Origin of the sequence: Alistipes megaguti (genome assembly GCF_944320325.1) — a bacterium.
Taxonomy (GTDB): domain Bacteria; phylum Bacteroidota; class Bacteroidia; order Bacteroidales; family Rikenellaceae; genus Alistipes; species Alistipes megaguti.
In genome coordinates this window covers 42,073-59,463 of the sequence record NZ_CALUHA010000016.1, presented here as the reverse complement: position 1 = coordinate 59,463, position 17,391 = coordinate 42,073, and the positions used below count along the sequence as shown (strand labels likewise).

Annotated in this window: 19 protein-coding genes; 16 read left to right on the top strand and 3 right to left on the bottom strand. The window is 59.7% G+C overall.

Translation table 11 applies throughout. The annotated features are described in order from the left end of the window. Nucleotides 1-1,970 (top strand): TonB-dependent receptor plug domain-containing protein (locus PUQ42_RS05920; RefSeq protein ID WP_273371909.1); only part of this gene is annotated, 1,970 nt, incomplete at its 5' end. A 393-nt stretch (nt 1,971-2,363) separates the two neighbouring features. Here PUQ42_RS05920 and PUQ42_RS05915 read toward each other — a convergent pair. Together PUQ42_RS05915 and purB are read right to left on the bottom strand one after the other, a co-directional pair. Further along, nucleotides 2,364-2,705 carry a DUF3784 domain-containing protein gene (locus PUQ42_RS05915; RefSeq protein ID WP_087310791.1) on the bottom strand — a complete coding sequence of 114 codons (342 nt, stop codon included), beginning with the start codon at nt 2,703-2,705 and terminating at the stop codon, nt 2,364-2,366. Between the two features lie 12 nt (nt 2,706-2,717). Next, complete coding sequence (purB, locus tag PUQ42_RS05910; protein WP_087404970.1) at nt 2,718-4,067, bottom strand: adenylosuccinate lyase; 1,350 nt, start codon at nt 4,065-4,067, stop codon at nt 2,718-2,720. 152 nt (nt 4,068-4,219) lie between these two features. On the opposite strand from purB, the gene PUQ42_RS05905 reads away from it, so the two are divergent. The 4 genes from PUQ42_RS05905 (at nt 4,220) to gap (ending at nt 7,373) form a co-directional block, all read left to right on the top strand. Then, complete coding sequence (locus tag PUQ42_RS05905) at nt 4,220-4,621, top strand: DUF4834 family protein (protein WP_273371903.1); 402 nt, start codon at nt 4,220-4,222, stop codon at nt 4,619-4,621. 2 nt (nt 4,622-4,623) lie between these two features. Beyond that, a complete protein-coding gene (locus PUQ42_RS05900; RefSeq protein WP_087310797.1) occupies nt 4,624-5,367 on the top strand; it encodes an MlaE family ABC transporter permease in 744 nt (247 codons plus the stop codon). Then, a complete protein-coding gene (locus PUQ42_RS05895) occupies nt 5,364-6,119 on the top strand; it encodes an ABC transporter ATP-binding protein (RefSeq protein WP_087310799.1) in 756 nt (251 codons plus the stop codon). The genes PUQ42_RS05900 and PUQ42_RS05895 overlap by 4 nt, the downstream gene beginning before the upstream one ends. Nucleotides 6,120-6,353: 234 nt before the next feature. Beyond that, complete coding sequence (gene gap, locus PUQ42_RS05890) at nt 6,354-7,373, top strand: type I glyceraldehyde-3-phosphate dehydrogenase (protein ID WP_087404969.1); 1,020 nt, start codon at nt 6,354-6,356, stop codon at nt 7,371-7,373. Between the two features lie 223 nt (nt 7,374-7,596). Here gap and PUQ42_RS05885 read toward each other — a convergent pair whose 3' ends face one another. Continuing rightward, a complete protein-coding gene (locus tag PUQ42_RS05885) occupies nt 7,597-8,001 on the bottom strand; it encodes a hypothetical protein (protein WP_122121492.1) in 405 nt (134 codons plus the stop codon). Between the two features lie 156 nt (nt 8,002-8,157). Between PUQ42_RS05885 and PUQ42_RS05880 the strand changes: the two genes are divergently transcribed. The 11 genes from PUQ42_RS05880 to PUQ42_RS05830 all read left to right on the top strand — a co-directional run bounded on the left by PUQ42_RS05880 (nt 8,158) and on the right by PUQ42_RS05830 (nt 17,221). Next, entirely contained in the window at nt 8,158-8,763 is a 606-nt protein-coding gene (locus tag PUQ42_RS05880) for a YceD family protein (RefSeq protein ID WP_273371899.1), read from the top strand. 39 nt (nt 8,764-8,802) lie between these two features. Then, complete coding sequence (gene rpmF / locus PUQ42_RS05875) at nt 8,803-8,988, top strand: 50S ribosomal protein L32 (protein ID WP_087310807.1); 186 nt, start codon at nt 8,803-8,805, stop codon at nt 8,986-8,988. Between the two features lie 129 nt (nt 8,989-9,117). Continuing rightward, complete coding sequence (gene plsX / locus PUQ42_RS05870; protein WP_122119730.1) at nt 9,118-10,065, top strand: phosphate acyltransferase PlsX; 948 nt, start codon at nt 9,118-9,120, stop codon at nt 10,063-10,065. A 29-nt stretch (nt 10,066-10,094) separates the two neighbouring features. After that, nucleotides 10,095-11,099, top strand: coding sequence for a beta-ketoacyl-ACP synthase III (locus tag PUQ42_RS05865; RefSeq protein WP_273371892.1), 1,005 nt, complete (start codon nt 10,095-10,097; stop codon nt 11,097-11,099). A 245-nt stretch (nt 11,100-11,344) separates the two neighbouring features. Then, entirely contained in the window at nt 11,345-11,839 is a 495-nt protein-coding gene (locus tag PUQ42_RS05860) for a GNAT family N-acetyltransferase (protein ID WP_273371889.1), read from the top strand. A 149-nt stretch (nt 11,840-11,988) separates the two neighbouring features. Continuing rightward, nucleotides 11,989-12,666 (top strand): response regulator transcription factor, encoded by a 678-nt coding sequence (locus PUQ42_RS05855; RefSeq protein WP_273371885.1) that lies wholly within the window; start codon nt 11,989-11,991, stop codon nt 12,664-12,666. Further along, a complete protein-coding gene (locus PUQ42_RS05850; RefSeq protein WP_273371882.1) occupies nt 12,663-13,943 on the top strand; it encodes a sensor histidine kinase in 1,281 nt (426 codons plus the stop codon). Before PUQ42_RS05855 ends, PUQ42_RS05850 begins: the two co-directional genes overlap by 4 nt. A 173-nt stretch (nt 13,944-14,116) precedes the next feature. After that, nucleotides 14,117-14,560: a PepSY-like domain-containing protein gene (locus PUQ42_RS05845; RefSeq protein ID WP_122119725.1), complete on the top strand. Its 444-nt coding sequence runs from the start codon at nt 14,117-14,119 to the stop codon at nt 14,558-14,560. 178 nt (nt 14,561-14,738) lie between these two features. Continuing rightward, a complete protein-coding gene (locus PUQ42_RS05840; protein ID WP_122119724.1) occupies nt 14,739-15,263 on the top strand; it encodes a ferritin in 525 nt (174 codons plus the stop codon). Nucleotides 15,264-15,536: 273 nt separating this feature from the next. Beyond that, entirely contained in the window at nt 15,537-16,145 is a 609-nt protein-coding gene (locus tag PUQ42_RS05835) for an RNA polymerase sigma-70 factor (protein ID WP_273371876.1), read from the top strand. 80 nt (nt 16,146-16,225) lie between these two features. Then, nucleotides 16,226-17,221 carry a FecR domain-containing protein gene (locus tag PUQ42_RS05830; RefSeq protein WP_087405218.1) on the top strand — a complete coding sequence of 332 codons (996 nt, stop codon included), beginning with the start codon at nt 16,226-16,228 and terminating at the stop codon, nt 17,219-17,221. The last annotated feature ends 170 nt before the right edge of the window (nt 17,222-17,391 follow it).

Genomic DNA, 17,391 nt, shown 5'->3' with positions numbered 1-17,391 from the left:
TCGAGAAGAGCCCCGGTTCGAACCGCGACGTATCGCGCATCGTCCGCTCCTATCCGGGCGTGTCGTTCTCGCCCGTGGGCTACCGCAACGACCTGATCGTGCGCGGCGGAGGACCCTCGGAGAACAAGTTCTACATGGACGGCATCGAGATCCCGAATATCAACCACTTCGCCACGCAGGGCGCTACGGGCGGCCCGGTGAGCATCGTCAATGCCGACCTCGTGCGCGAGATCAGCTTCTATACGGGCGCTTTCCCTGCCGACCGGGCCGGGGCGATGAGTTCGGTGCTCGACTTCCAGCTGCGCGACGGCAATCCTGAGAAGCAGACCTTCAAGGTGACGCTGGGCGCCTCGGAGGTGGGGGTGAGCGGCAGCGGCCACATCGGGCGGAAGACCACCTGTCTCTTCTCGCTGCGGCAATCCTACCTGCAACTGTTGTTCAAGATGCTGGGGCTGCCCTTTCTGCCGAACTACATCGACGGACAGGTGAAGGTCAAGACGCGCCTTTCGGAGCGTGACGAGTTGACGGTGCTGGCGCTGGCCGGCATCGACAACATGAAGCTCAACGTCGACGAGGAGGGGGAGAATGCGCAGTATCTGTTGAGCTACCTGCCGCGCATCCAGCAGGAGACCTTCACCGTCGGCGCCTCGTGGCGTCACTACGCCGGCCGCCACGTGCAGACCGTGACGCTGAGCCACAACTACCTGAACAACCGCAACCTGAAATACCGCAACAACGATTCGTCGAGCGAGGAGAATCTGACGCTGCGGCTGCGCTCCGTCGAGCAGAAGAGCACGCTGCGCGGCGAAAACCGCACCTACCTCGGATGCTGGAGCGTGCGCGAAGGGGTCGAGCTGACCTGGTCGAACTATACGGACCGTTCGTTCCAGCGGCTCTATGTCGCCGACCAGACGCGTTACTCGAATTACGACACCCGGCTGGGGATCCTCGGCTGGGGGGCCTTCGTCTCGGCCGAGTACATCTCGCTGAACAAACGGCTGAAGGCCTCGGCCGGACTGCGCACCGACGGCTGCGACTATTCGGGACGCATGGCCCGCTTCTGGGAGCAACTTTCGCCGCGCGGCTCGATCTCCTATGCGCTGAGCGATGCCTGGTCGGTGAGCGGCGCCGCCGGACTCTACTACCAGCTGCCGCCCTACACGGCGCTCGGCTTCAAGCAGGAGGGGGCGCTGGCCAACCGCTCGCTGGAGTACATGCACGTCGCAACGGTCAGCGCCGGAGTTGACTGGCGCCACCGCGACCGGCTGATCGTCTCGCTCGAGGGCTTCTTCAAGCGTTACGGTGAGGTGCCGCTGTCGCTGGCCGACGGCATTCCTCTCGCATGCAAGGGGGCTGATTACGGCACGGTGGGCAACGAGGCGCTGGTCTCCTCGGCCCAGGGGCGGGCCTACGGGGTGGAGGCGATGGCCCGGTGGCAGATCCCCGGACGGTTGAACGTCGTGGGGTCGGTGACCCTCTACCGTTCGGAATATCGCAACAACGTCTCGGCGCCGTGGATCGCCTCGGCCTGGGACAACCGTTTCGTGGTCAACGTCAGCGGCACCTACGATTTCCCGCGCAACTGGAGCTTCGGCGCCAAGCTGAGTGCCGTGGGCGGCGCCCCCTATACGCCCTACGATCTGGACAAGTCGTCGCTCGTCACGGCCTGGGATGCTCAGGGGCGCCCCTACTACAATTACGATTTTTACAATGCCGAGCGGCTCGACGCCTTTGCACAGCTGGACGTCCGGCTGGACAAGGTATTCTACTTCAAACACTTCATGCTGGGGTTCTACGTCGATCTGCAGAACGTCACGGTGAGCAAGTTCCGTTCGCCCGACGTCTGGATGTCGACCGGTGAGATCGAAAATCCGGAGGCTCCGGTCGAACAGCAAAGGTATAAGATGAAGTGGATCGAGCAGGTGAGCGGTACGCTGCTGCCGACGCTGGGGCTGACGATCGAGTTTTAGGGGCAGCGGGTCGAAAGATGCGAACGGCACGTCGGGGCGTCTGTGCATCTGTGGGTGCAGGGTGCAACGAGGTGTCTGCCTGCGGGCGCAACGGGATGTTCGTCTGTGGACGCAACGGGGTGTCTGCGTGGGGCGGATTGGAACTGTCTTGCGGCACACAAAAACAGCAGGGAATCTCGCGACTGCCTGCTGCCTTCGGAGGTTGCCCTCCTAAACTACTAACCCAAACTTAAATAAATGAAGAAACCTCACTGCGGTTGCTGACCCGCAGTTGACTCTTCAAAGAGCAAAGCGTGTGCCAAAAGAGAGCCGCCGGCGGAATTCGATCCGTCGGCGGCTTTTCGGTGTATCTTTGGGCCTGTTTCGTGTGTGCTTTGTCCGAGGGCTTTTTTTTTAGGGCCTCTTCCGGGCGTTTTCCTTCAAGAAGCGGCCTCCCGTGTTGGCGTAGATCACGGCCCCGATCGCCCCGATCACCAGCCAGATTGTTGCGGCGAGCCACAATCCCCGTCCGGGCCACAGCGAGTCGGCCCCCATCACGAGCATGCAGGCGGCGCAGTAGAGCATCAGCCAGCCCATGAAGCGGCACAGCGCCCGTTCGTCATAGCGTTCGCGCTCCTTCTTCGGCATCGTGTTGTAGCCGGCGATCAGCCATGCCCCGCGTCCCGCGAGCAGGAAGCCGCCCATCACGACGAAGAGCAGAAAGAGCACGCCGCAGACGATCAGGTCGCTGTTCATGGTCCGGCGGCGTTAACAGCGGAAGACGCCCGTATAGGTCATCGGCGAGAGGGCGCGCAGCTCCTTCTTCACCTCTTCCGAAACGTTGAGCGTCTCGATGAAGTCGGCAATGGCCTCGTGCGTGATGTGGGCGTTCGTACGCGTGAGGGCCTTCAGCGCCTCGTAGGGTTTCGGGTAGCCCTCGCGGCGCAGGATCGTCTGGATGCCCTCGGCCACGACGGCCCAGTTCTGCTCCAGATCGCGTTCCAGCGCGTCGCGGTTGAGGATCACCTTGCCCAGTCCCTTCATCAGCGACTGCAGGGCGATCACGGCGTGGGCCACCGGAACGCCGATGTTGCGCAGTACGGTCGAGTCCGTGAGGTCGCGCTGCAGGCGCGAGACGGGGAGCTTCGACGAGAGGTGGCTGAAGACGGCGTTGGCGATGCCGAAGTTGCCCTCGGCGTTCTCGAAGTCGATCGGGTTGACCTTGTGGGGCATGGCGCTCGATCCGACCTCGCCGGCTTTGATCCGCTGCTTGAAGTACTCCATCGAGATATAGGTCCACATGTCGCGCGAGAGGTCGATCAGAATGGTGTCGATGCGCTTCATGTTGTCGAAGATGGCCGCCAGGTTGTCGTAGTGCTCGATCTGGGTGGTGTACTGCGAACGGCAGAGCCCCAGCCGCTCGTTGACGAAGCGGTTGGCGAAGGCCACCCAGTCGATCTCGGGATAGGCCGCATGGTGGGCGTTGAAGTTGCCCGTGGCGCCGCCGAACTTGGCCGGGATGGCGATGTCGTGGAGCATGACGAGCTGCTTCTCGAGGCGTTCGACGAAGACCGAGAACTCCTTGCCCAGCGACGTGGGCGAAGCGGGTTGTCCGTGGGTACGGGCCAACATCGGCACCGTGCGCCACTCGCGGGCGAACGACGCCAGCTTGTCACGCACCTCCTCGACGGCCGGGTAGTAGACGCCGGTCATGGCCTCCTTGAGCGAGAGCGGAATGGCCGTATTGTTGATATCCTGCGACGTGAGGCCGAAGTGGACGAACTCCTTGTAGCGTTCGAGTCCCAGGGCATCCATCTTCTCCTTGATGATGTACTCGACGGCCTTGACGTCGTGGTTCGTAACCGCCTCGATCTCCTTGACCCGTTGGGCGTCGGCGTCCGAAAAATCGGTGTAGAGTCTGCGCAGTTCGGCAAACTTTGCGTGGTCGATGTCGCGGAGCTGGGGGAGCGGAAGCTCGCACAGGGCGATGAAATATTCCACTTCGACGCGGATTCGATAACGAATCAGGGCCTGTTCGGAAAAATAATCCGCCAGTTTTTCCGTTTTGTTCCGGTAGCGCCCGTCGACGGGCGAGATGGCAGTCAGTGGCGTTAACATATTTGGGATGAGATTTGTTTTCGAGCACCAAATTTACGACATTTAATTGAATTACGCATAATTTTCGCTACCTTTGCAAAGATAAACTCCCCGGCGTGCGGCTTGCACGCTCTTTGCGGGGAAGGCTTGAAAACCTGGAAACCGGAGAAGACATGAACTTCCTGATGGCGATCATCGACTCGGTGGTGGGCTTCGTGCGGCGCAATCCGTTCACGACGTTCATCATTCTGTTTCTGGCTGTCGCAGCCCCGGCGGTACTCAAAGGTATTGCACTCTTCATACTCTATTTCATCATGGGACTGATTCTTTTGATTCTGGTGCTGATGCTGGCCTTCCGCTGGCGGCTCTACCGGGCCCGCAAGCAGATGGAGGAGCAGTTCGGCAGCGGGTTCGACCCCCGACAGGGCGGTTTCGGCTCGCCCTTTGCCGCGGGCAGCGAACCCCGCGGCGGCCGCGAAGGCGAAGTGCGGGTGCACAAAACACCCGGCGCCCCCGAAAAACGCGTCTCGAAGGACGTGGGCGATTACATTGATTTCGAAGAGGAGAAAAACTGACCATGCTGCGGGCTTTCGGACTCATAGGACGCTATTTCATCCTGATGGGAAAGGTCTTTTCCCGTCCGGAGAAGGCCGCCATCTACCGCCGCCGGATCCTCTTCGAGATGGAGTCGCTGGGCATCAACTCGATCGGTCTGACGGCCATCATCTCGATCTTCATCGGCGCGGTGATCACCCTGCAGATGTCGATCAACCTCGATTCGCCCTTCATCCCCAAATCGCTGATCGGCTACGCCACGCGCGAAACGATGATCCTGGAGTTCTCGTCGGCGGTCGTGGCGCTGATCCTGGCCGGCAAGGTCGGCTCGAGCATCGCCTCCGAAATCGGCACGATGCGCATCACCGAACAGATCGACGCCCTGGAGATCATGGGCGTCAATTCGGCCTCGTACCTCATTCTGCCGAAGATCGTCGCCGCGATGATCTTCTTCCCCTTCCTGACGATCCTCTCGATCCTGATCGGCGTGCTGGGCGGCTGGCTCATCGCCGCCGCCACGGGCATCATGATCCCGGCCGACTACGTCGACGGCCTGCTGATGGACTTCAAACCCTACTCGATCACCTACACGTTGATCAAGACCGTCTTCTTCGCCTACATCATCACCTCGATTTCGGCCTTCTTCGGCTACAACGCCCGGGGCAATTCGCTCGAGGTGGGTGTCGCCTCGACGCGGGCTGTGGTCGTAAGCTGCGTGGTGGTGCTGCTCTTTGACCTGATTCTGACTCAAGTGCTGCTGATATGATACGTGCTGAACATATCGTCAAGTCGTTCGACGGACGGGTGGTCCTGGACGATATCTCGGTGGAGTTCGAGACCGGACGGACGAACCTGATCATCGGTCGCAGCGGTTCGGGCAAGACCGTGCTGCTGAAGACCCTCGTGGGGCTGCACGAACCCGATTCGGGCGACGTGTGGTACGACGAGGTGAACTTCACGCGGCTGGGTTTCCGCCAGCGCAAGGAGATCCGTAAGGATATCGGCATGATCTTCCAGGGCGGGGCGCTGCTCGACTCGTCGACCGTCGAGGAGAACGTCAAGCTGCCGCTCGACCTGTTCACCTCCCAGAGCGAACGCGAAAAGCTCGAACGCGTGAACTCCTGTCTGCGCCGCGTGCGGCTCGATAATGCCAACCATCTCTATCCGGCTGAACTGTCGGGCGGCATGATCAAGCGCGTGGCCATCGCTCGGGCCATTGTGATGAATCCGCGCTATCTCTTCTGCGACGAGCCCAACTCGGGCCTCGATCCGCAGACCTCGATCGTCATCGACAACCTGATTCACGAGATCACCCACGAATACGGCATGACGACGATCATCAATACGCACGACATGAACTCCGTGATGGAGATTGGCGAGAAAATTGTTTACATCCACCAGGGGCGCAAGTGGTGGGAGGGGACCAAGGAGGAGATCCTTCATGCCGACAACCGCGAGCTGAACGATTTCGTCTTCGCCTCGGCCATGGCCAAGCGCGCCAAAGCGGCCGCCAAGTAAGGACCGGGCCGGGAGGCGTCGGCAGACCGGACGAGGGGGCGTCGGATGTCCGACAACCGTCCGGGCGAGCTTGCGGCGGGATGCTGAACGCGAAGGCTGGAAAGGGGTTGCAGCCGTTGCGGAGACGGATTGTAAAAAAATTAAATTTTTATTTGCGTATAATATTTAAAGTATGTACTTTTGCGCTGTGAAAAAAATAACGCAAGGTTTTATTAACAAATAATTCAAAGTATTATGGCAACTATCAAAATCGGTATCAACGGCTTCGGTCGTATCGGCCGTATGGTTTTCCGTGCTGCTTGCACGCAGACTGACAAGTTCGAGGTTGTAGGTATCAACGACCTCTGCCCGGTAGATTACCTGGCTTATATGCTGAAGTATGACACGATGCACGGTCAGTTCAAGGGCGAAATCAGCTACAACATGGAGAAGAGCCAGCTGATCGTCAACGGCCACGCCATCCGCGTCACCGCCGAGAAGGATCCCGCAAACCTGAAGTGGAACGAGGTAGGTGCCGAGTACGTCGTAGAGTCGACGGGTCTGTTCCTGACCGAGGAGAAGGCTCAGGCTCACCTGGCAGCCGGTGCCAAATACGTGGTAATGTCGGCTCCTTCGAAGGACGCTACGCCGATGTTCGTATGCGGCGTTAACACCGACACCTATGCCGGTCAGAAGATCGTTTCGAACGCTTCGTGCACCACGAACTGCCTCGCCCCGATCGCCAAGGTGCTCAACGACAAGTTCGGTATCACGGACGGTCTGATGACGACGGTTCACTCGACCACCGCAACGCAGAAGACCGTAGACGGTCCCTCGATGAAGGACTGGCGTGGCGGTCGTGCCGCTTCGGGCAACATCATCCCCTCGTCGACGGGCGCTGCCAAGGCCGTAGGTAAGGTTATTCCTTCGCTGAACGGCAAGCTGACGGGTATGTCGATGCGTGTCCCGACGCTGGACGTATCGGTTGTCGACCTGACGGTCAACCTCGCAAAGCCGGCCAAGTACGATGAGATCTGCGCCGCCATGAAGGAGGCTTCGGAAGGCGAGCTGAAGGGTATTCTGGGTTACACCGAGGACGCTGTTGTTTCGTCGGACTTCCTGGGCGATCCCCGTACGTCGATCTTCGACAAGGCCGCCGGTATCGCACTGACCGACACCTTCGTAAAGGTTGTCGCCTGGTACGACAACGAGTGGGGTTACTCGAACAAGGTGCTGATGCTCATCGAGAAGATGGCTGCTTACAACAACAAATAATTGTAAGACTCCTCGAAAAAAGAGGGAAGCTCGAACGGGCTTCCCTCTTTTTGTGCGCGTTTTTGTGTGGGTATGGGCGTGGGGCGGATGAGGCCGGGAAGCGACGGTTTAAACACGCCGGCGGGGGTTCGGGTTGAGTGAGGCTGATTGCGGTGGGCCGCTGCGAAAAGACGGCCGCTGACGAAAGTCGGGTCGCTGTAAAAAGAAGGACCGTTACGGCGGATCACTCCCCGTGGGCGACCTTCATCTCGATCGAGGCCCCCGACCATTGGTTGATCATGCGCTTCTCGGTGCGCAGGAGGCGTCCGGCGTAGGAGATGCGGATCTCGGCCTCGAAGGAGCGTGTCGAATCGATGTCGTTGCCGGCGGGCAGCGTGTGGGGAATGATGTAGACGTAGAGCACCAGATGGTCGCAGGGCGGGGTTTCGAGCGTGACGCTCCGCGACGCGGGAATCTCGGCCGGCCGGGCCTTGAGGTTCGAACCCACGTCGGCCACATCCGAGGCCGTCGAGGCGAATCCGATGCGGTTGTCGTCCACATCGAAACAGCCGCACATCAGATCCGCGTTGTATCGCCACCACTCGTCGTAACGGCTTTTCAGTTCGATTTTGAATCCCTGCTCCTTCATGCAGGCAAAGATAGTGCAAGCCGTGGGCAAAAGCAAATTTTTCAGACCCGCAGCGTAGTTCTCCGAAGCTCGTGCCCTCTCTGCGGAGACTAAAACTCTGCGTTTTCTTTGCAGTTATCTTATTTTTTAGTAACTTTGCGCACTAAATGTGTTTAAATGGGGGAAATGCAGCGATATTCCATCTGCTTCAAGGGGCTGAAAAACGGACACCACGAATTCCGTTTTGCGGTGGATCGGTCGTTGTTCGAAGAGTATGAAAGCTTGGAGATCAAGGACGGCGCCTGTGAGGTGGTGGTCGAGATGGAGCGCTCCGAAATGCAGCTCATGCTCGAGATCTCAATCTCGGGCTACGTCGTCGTCGAGTGCGACCGCTGTCTGGAGGATTGCCGCATTCCGATCGATTTCACCGGCGTGTTGCCGGTGAAGTTCTCCGACGAACCCCACGAATACGAAGGGGAGGTGATCTGGCTGCTACCGGGTGAGGAGAGCGTCGATCTGAAGCAGTATGTCTACGAAAGCATCGTGCTGTCGCTGCCCTATCAGCGGGTGCATCCCGAAGGGGAGTGCAATCCCGAGATGCTCGAACGCTTCCGGATCGTTTCCGAAGGCGAGTTCGAGGCCATCGAAAAACGGGCGGTCTCCCACGAACACAACGAGGGCGAATGGGCCAAACTGGCTGCCCTGCGCGAGCAGATGCAGGCTGAAGAGGCGCAGAAAAAAAGACCTGCGGAGGCTCGGACCCCGGAAAAGAAGGAGAAGTAAACGAATTGAAAGTCGAACTTATAAAAGTACAGTTGTAAAATGGCACATCCTAAACACAAAATCTCGTCGACGCGCCGCGACAAGCGCAGAACTCACTACAAGGCAACCGTTCCGACGGTCGTTACGTGCTCGAACTGCGGCGCAGCGGTGCTCTACCACCGTGTATGCCCCGAGTGCGGGTTCTATCGCGGCAAGCTCGCCATCGAGAAGAAAGCAGCCGAATAGTTTCGGTACGGAAAGAGTGCATCCCTGGGGAGAGGCCTCTTTTTCGGTTTATGAACGGACCCGTCCCGCCGAACGTTTTTTGCGGCGTCCGGGCGCCCGGTCCTGAAGTTTTCAACCAATTCCACGAGTATGATAAAGATTGGTGTAGATGCCATGGGTGGCGATTTCGCTCCCGATGCGGCTGTCAAGGGAGCCGTCATGGCGCTCGACGCGGTCGGCTCGGACAGCCGCATCGTCCTGTTCGGTGACGAACAGAAAATCAGGTCCGTACTCGCTTCGGAAGGATGCCCTGCCGAGCGGTTCGACCTCGTGCCCACGACCGAGGTGATCGAGATGGGTGACCACCCGGCCAAGGCGTTTCAGACCAAAAGCAATTCGAGCATTACGGTCGGGTTCGGATACCTGGCCAAGGGTGCCATCGACGGTTTTGCAAGCGCCGGTTCGACCGGTGCCATGATGGTCGGCTCGATGTATGCCGTCAAACCGATCGAAGGAGTTATCCGCCCCACGATCTCTTCAACGGTGCCGACCGCCAGCGGACGTCCGGCCCTGTTGCTCGACGTGGGTCTCAACGTGGACTGCAAACCCGAAGTGCTGGCTCAGTACGGCCTGATCGGTTCGATCTATGCCGAATCGGTGCTGGGCATCGAAAAACCGCGCGTTGCGGTGCTCAACATCGGCGAGGAGGAGACCAAGGGCAATGCCCAGGTCAAGGCAACGTTTGATCTGCTGAAGGCCGACAGCCGGATCCATTTCGTGGGTAATGTCGAGAGTTCGTACCTCTTCACGGGCAAGGTGGCCGATGTGATCGTCTGCGACGGTTTTGTCGGCAACACGGTGCTGAAGATGGCCGAGGGACTCTACCGGATCAATCTGGCGCTGGGAGGCCACAATGCCTTCTGGGATGCCATGAATTACGAGAACGTGGGCGGCACTCCCGTGCTGGGTGTCAATGCTCCGGTGATCATCGGCCACGGCTGTTCGACGCCGAAGGCCATCCGGAGCATGATCCTTTCGACCGAGCAGGTCATCAAGGCCGGCTTGACCTCGAAACTGCGCGATGCGTTCAAAAATTAAAAGTTTACTGTAAGCAAAAGTCTAAGTTAATGGGTAAGATAACAGCAGCAATTACGGGTGTGGGTCAGTACCTCCCGGATTATATTCTTACGAACGATGAGTTGAGCCGCATGGTCGACACCAACGACGAGTGGATCATGTCGCATACGGGTATCAAAACCCGCCATATCCTCAAGGGTGAGGGCATCGGAACCTCCTACATGGGAGCCCGCGCCGTGATGAACCTGCTCGACAAGACGGGTGTTGACCCGATGTCGATCGACGTGGTGATCTGCGCCACGGTAACCCCCGACATGTTCTTCCCCTCGACGGGTAACCTGATCGCCGATCAGGCCGGTTGCAAGAATGCCTTCGCCTACGACGTTTCGGCAGCCTGCAGCGGCTTCCTCTTCGCCCTGACCACCGGTGCCAAGTTCATCGAGGCCGGCACGAGCAAGCGTGTCATCGTTGTGGGTGCCGACAAGATGTCGTCGATCATTGACTACACGGACCGTTCGACCTGCCCGCTCTTCGGCGATGCCGCAGCCGCCGTGCTGCTCGAGCCCAATACCGAAGGCTATGGTGTGATCGACTCGATTCTCCGCAGCGACGGCTCGGGCGAGCTGCAGCTCTACATGAAAGCCGGCGGTTCGCGTTATCCGGCATCGATCGAGACCGTACAGAACAACTGGCATACGATCACGTGGGACGGTCACGCCGTCTTCAAGGCTGCCGTATCGAAGATGTCGGATGTCTCGGTGGAGATGATGGAGCGCCACCACCTCACGGGGGACGATATCCGCTTCCTGGTACCTCACCAGGCCAACCTGCGCATCATCGATGCCACGGCCCGCCGCATGGGCATTACCCAGGACAAGTGCATGATCAATATCGACCGCAACGGCAATACGACGGCCGCCACGATCCCGACCTGCCTCTACGACTACGAGAGCCAGCTCCGCAAGGGTGACAACCTGATTCTGGCCGCCTTCGGTGGCGGTTATACCTGGGGTGCCATCTACGTGAAGTGGGCCTACGACGGTTCGAAGGCCTGATCCCGGGGCCCGAGAAGGGGGGGGAGCCTGGGCAAGCCAGACGCCGGGCAAGCCAGACGCCGGGTAAGCCAGACGCCAGACAAGCCGAGTAGCGAAATGAACCCGGCCGCAGGGTTCCGACCACGATCCCGTCAGATGAAAAAGCGATGTTCTCCGTAAGGAGTGCATCGTTTTTTTGTTGATCAGGGAGCCGGTTTTCGGACATGCTCCATTTGGAAGCCCCGGAAAATTCGTATCTTTACATCATGGAACTGCTGATCCGGCCGATTCGCCCGACGGAACTCCCGCTGCTGGAGGATTTTCTTTATGAGGCCCTCTGGCAGCCCGACCCTGCGCAACGATTGCCGCGGGAGGTGGTCCGGACCCCTGCGTTGCGACCCTATGCCGAGGCGTTCGGATCGCGGGCGGGAGATTGCTGCCTGGTGGCCGAGGTCGGCGGCGAGGTGGTCGGGGCGGCGTGGTGCCGCATGATCCACGGTTTCGGATGGATTGGAGAGCCGATCCCCGAGCTGGCCGTCGCGCTTTATCCGTCGTTCCGGGGACGCGGTTTCGGAACCCGGCTTCTCCGGGCTCTGCTGGAGGAGTTGTCCGGCCGCGGTTTTCGGGCGGTCTCCCTCTCCGTGCAGCGGGACAATCCGGCGGCAAAACTCTACCTGCGTCTCGGATTCCGGACGGTTGCGGAGCACGACGGTGAATGGGTGATGCGGTGCGATCTTGGAGATCGGACCGGGGCGGAGTGAGGCGGTTCCGACACTCCGTTTCAGATTGCTTTCGGTTTTGATGGCTACCTTTGCCTGCGGCCCGGACGAAAGCCGACGAGGCAAAGGCGTGACAGGACCAGGGAAAAACCGTACGTTCGGGGAATGCCCGGAGATGAAATTGATGGACTATGAAGATATTGATTGTGGAAGATGAACCCTCCCTGCGGGAGATTATGGTGCGGACGTTGACGCGCGAGCAGTACGTCGTCGAACAGGCGGCCGACTATGCCTCGGCTTCGGACAAGATCGCCGCATACGATTATGACTGTATCCTGCTCGATATCATGCTGCCCGGCGGAAGCGGGCTGCGGCTGCTCGAGGAGTTGAAGCGTCGCCGCAGCCGGGCCGGCGTGATCATCATCTCGGCGCGCGATTCGCTGGATGACAAGATCGAGGGACTCGAACTCGGAGCGGACGACTACCTGCCCAAGCCGTTCCACCTGGCGGAGTTGAGCGCCCGGATCCGGAGCGTGCTGCGCCGCCACCAGCGCGACGGGTACGAGAGCCTCGAGGCGGGGAACGTGCGCCTGTGGCCCGACAGCCGGCGGGTCGAGGTGGCGGGACGTCCGCTCGATCTGCTGCGCAAGGAGTATGACATCCTGCACTATTTCATGGCCCGGCCCAACCATACGGTCGACAAGGCGATGCTGGCCGAAGGGGTCTGGGGCGACCATATCGACCAGGTGGACAATTTCGACTTCGTCTATGCGCAGATGAAGAACCTGCGGCGCAAACTCCACGATGCCGGGGCCGACATCGAGATCCGGTCCGTTTACGGTTTCGGTTATAAACTGGTTCGGCCGTGAAACTGGTCTATCGTATTCTGCTGCACTTGTTGTGGGTGCTCACGCTGCTGCTGGCCGGGTGGGCGGCACTCTTCTACTTCACGCTCATCGACGAGGTCAACGACGAGGTGGACGATGCCCTCGAGGCGCGCGCCGAGGTGATCGTCAAGCGCGTACTGGCCGGGCGGGAGCTTCCCGAGACCTCGGCCGATGGCAATACCGGTTATTATCTGCACGAGGTTTCGGCCGAATATGCCGAAGGCTGGGCCCATGAACGCTATACGGATGAGGAGATCTACATTCCGGAACGGGATGACGAGGAGCCGGCCCGCGTGTTGCGCCAGACGTTCCGCGACGCCAGCGGCCGCTGGTACGAACTGACGGTGATGACCCCCAGCATCGAAAAGGAGGATCTGCTGGAGGCCATCTTCTACGGAATTCTCTACCTGTATCTCTTCCTGCTGTTGTCGGTGTTGCTGGTGACGGTCGTGGTGGTCAACCGCATGATGCGGCCGCTCTATGCGCTGCTGCGTTGGCTGGACGACTACCGGATCGGGCGTCCGAATGCTCCGCTGGTGGTTGAGACCTCGGTGACGGAGTTCCGGCGGCTGAACGACGCGGCGATGCGTTCCGCACAGCGGGCCGAGTCGTCGTTCGAACGCCAGAAGCAGTTCATCGGCAACGCTTCGCACGAAATGCAGACGCCGCTGGCCGTCTGCCGCAACCGGCTGGAGATGCTGGTCGACGATCCGCAGGGATTCAGCGAGGAGCAGCTGGGCGAGATTGCCAAGGTGCAGCATACGCTGGACTATCTGGTGCGCCTGAACCGTTCGCTGCTGCTGCTCTCGAAGATCGACAACGGGCAGTTTCCCGAGATCGAGGAGGTTGATCTCGGCGGGTTGACCCGTCGCACGGGTGAGGATCTGGAGGAGATCTACGCCTATCGGGGCATGCGTTTCGTGATGGAGGAGCAGGCTCCGCTGCGCGTGCGGATGAACCCCTCGCTGGCGGGGAGTCTGGTGGGAAATCTCATCAAGAATGCCTTTGTCCACGGGGCGGAGGGCGGCGAGGTGCGGGTCCGGATCTCGGCCCGCCGCTTCGAGATCGAGAATTCGGCCGACGCCGGTCCCCTGGATGCCGCACACATCTTCGACCGCTTCTATCAGGGTGCCAAGAAGAAGGGTTCGACGGGGCTCGGACTGGCCATTGTCGATGCCGTCTGCCGCCTCTACGGGCTGCGGATCCGCTACGATTTCCGTCAAGGGCTCCACTGCTTTACGGTCGATTTCTCGGCGTAGAAGGGCTCGCGACGCCCCCGACGTCCCCTCCGACACCCTCCGACGGCCTGCTTTGAAGACCTTTCGTCTCCTTCAGTCAAAAAAACGGTTCGAAGAATTCGTTTTTCAGATTCGTTTCAGTTTCGCGTTGGAACTTTGCAGCAGGAAATAACGGAAACCGATTACAGACGATTATGAAAAAGTTCACGATTCTTTTGGCCGCCCTGCTGGCCGTATGCACGACCGTTGCAGCTTTGGCCGGCAACGACCGGATGATCTCCGTCGGGGAGCTCCCCGCTTCGTCGCAGCAATTTATCAATACCTATTTCAAGGGGCTCGAAGTCTCCTATGCCAAGGTCGACGAGGAGCTCTTCGACAAGAGTTACAAGGTCCTCTTCGTCGATGGTTCGAAGGTCGAATTCCGGCGGAACGGCGATTGGAAGGAGATCGAGTGCAAGTATGGCGAAGTCCCGACCGAGATTGTTCCCCGGCCGATCCGGGATTGTGTCTCGACCCGTTTCGCTCAGCGCCGGATCATCAGCCTCGACCGCGATCGCCGCGGTTACGACGTCGAGCTGGACAACGGGCTGGATCTGGAGTTCGACAGCAGCTTCCGCCTGGTCGACATCGACGACTGATCCCCGAAACCGACCTCCGGCAACGATTGCGGCATCCGATTTGCAGGTCGGATGCCGCGTATCGTTTCTGCTGATGGCGGTATAAAATGATATGATCGGAATTTCTTTGCAAATAATCGGAAACTATCTATCTTTGCCTTTACAAACAGAAACCATACAACCTGAAAACGTTACCGCTATGTTGAGTCAAAAGCTGCACGAGGCGCTCAATGCGCAGATCAATGCCGAGATGTGGTCGGCGTATCTCTATCTTTCGATGTCGGCGGATGCCGAGGCCAAGGGGCTGAAGGGCATTGCCAGTTGGTTTTACGTTCAGTTCCGCGAGGAGCAGGACCATGCCCGGATCATCATGAATTACCTGCTGACGCGCGAAGGCAAGGTGACGCTGCGTCCGATCGAGGCCGTACGGACCGAATGGGCCTCGCCGCTGGAGATGTTCCAGGATACGCTCAAGCATGAAAAGAAGGTGACGGAGATGATCAACCGTCTGGTCTCGATCGCTGCCGAAGACCACGATTACGCCTCGTCGAACATGCTCGTGTGGTTCGTCAACGAGCAGGTCGAGGAGGAGGAGACGGCCCGTGAGATGATTGCCGCCTGCGAAGCGGTCGACGGCAACAAGTTCGGCCTCTACATGCTGGACAAGGAGCTTTCGTCGCGCACCTATGCGCTGGCTGCACCGCTCTCGTCGACCGAGGCCTGACGGTTGTAATGCCGCCTCTCCGGATACGGAGGCCTCTTTCCGGAGCCGTGTTGCCCGGATGATTGTACCGAAAAGGTCTTTGTCATAGTAGAATAGTAGTTGTGAGGTCCGGTCCCGGAGTGTCGGGACCGGATTTTTTTGAGCGCTGGAGTCGCTGGCGGGATCCAGAGGGCGGTGGCGCGGGGCGGCATGTCCCGTTTTTTTTTGCAAATCACGGATATTATTGTATTTTTGTTCGGCTCCCGATTCTCGGAGATCCCCGGGAGCGCGCAGATGAGAACTGCCAGCGAAAATACGCAACAGGTTGTCGACATGCAGGACAACCGTACGGTCGTCCGACTGCTCCATGCCGGCGACGAAGCGTGTTTCCATGCGCTCTTCCGGCGCTACTACAAACCCCTGTGCACCTATGCAACCCGCTTCGTGACCATCGACCGGGCCGAAGAGCTGGTGCAGGATACCATGATGTGGCTCTGGGAACACCGCATGACGTTGCTTCCCGAGATGCCGCTCAAGTCGCTGCTCTTCACCATCGTCAAGAACAAGTCGATCAACAGCGCCTCGCGCCATACGGTCCGCAACCGCATCTTCCGCGAACTGGCCCGGGATTGCGAGGAGGAGTTCGACGATCCGGACTTCTACCTCGAGAGCGAACTCATGCGCCGTCTGAACGAGGCCCTGGACAAACTGCCTGCGGAGTTCCGGCAGACGTTCCGCATGCACCGTCTCGAGGGGATGACCCACCGGGAGATCGCCGAGGCCCTCCACGTCTCGCCCCAGACGGTCAACTACCGCATCGGTCAGACCGTCCGCCTGCTGCGCGACGAGCTGCGCGAATACTGGCCTCTGATCGCGCTGGTGCTCGGAAGCAGGCTTTCCTGAAAAAAAAGTGAAAAAAATGCGTCTCTCCGTTAGTAACTTTTACCGGCGGATTGTATTACTATGCAGACAAGCAGATGAAAATGGCGGATTTTGAAATCAACGAAGCGACGCTGGCCGCTTATCTGAGCGGAGAACTCGACGCGCAACAGCGTGCCGCGGTGGAGGCCTGGTACGATGCCTCGCCGGCCAACCGTCGGCGGTTGGGCGAGATCTATCGGCTGCTCTATCTCAACGACCGCATCAACGATACGGCCCGCATCGACGTGGAAAAGGCCTACGGGCTTTGCCGCACGCGGCTCCGCGAACGGGTTCGGCGGATGGTGTGGATCCGCGGTCTGAAGCGTGTGACGGCCGCCGCGGCCGTGGCCGTCGTGCTGCTGGCCGGCGGCTGGATGGCCCGGACCTCCGTCGAGCGGCTGACTCGTCCGGTTGTCGTCTATACCGAACTCGGCGAACGCTCGCAGGCCGTGCTGCCCGACGGCACGAAGGTCTGGCTCAATTCGTCGAGCCGCGTGGAGTATGCCGCCTCGTTCTTCTCGCGCAAGCGCCGCGTGAAGATGGACGGCGAAGCCTACTTCGAGGTGTCGCACGACCGGCATGCTCCGTTCGTCGTCTCGACCAACGGCCTCGATATCCGGGTGCTGGGAACGCGTTTCAATATCCGGAACGATGCGCAGAAGCACCTGATAACCACCGTTCTGCTCGAAGGATCGGTCGAGGCCTCCGTCACGGGGGAGCACCGGCCCGCTCTGCGGCTTCGCCCCTCGCAGCAGCTGCTCTTCCATACCGATACGAAAGACATGCAGCTGTCGGATATCCCGACGGCCGAACGCTCGATCAACTGGATCTACGGCCGCTTCAGCTTCGAACACAATACCCTCGAAGAGATTGTCCGGGAGCTCAACCGCTACTACAATGTCGATATCCGCTTCAAGGACGATGCGCTGCGCGGGCTGCGTTTCTCGGGCGACTTCCAGGTCGAGGACGGCATCTACCACATCATGTCGGTGCTGCAGCTGACCTACAAGTTCAACTACCGGATCGTCGGTGACGACATCGAAATATACGCCAACTGAAGGCCGGCCGGAAACCCCTCCAACCCGGATCCCGGCTCCGGCCCAACCTGACCAAATACCAACCAACCCCGAAAACCTAACTTGAAACCGTAAGACCTCTGCTGCCTATGGAGAACTGACCGACCTGCTCCTGCCCGCGGTAAACCGCGGCGAAAACGACCTGAAAACAT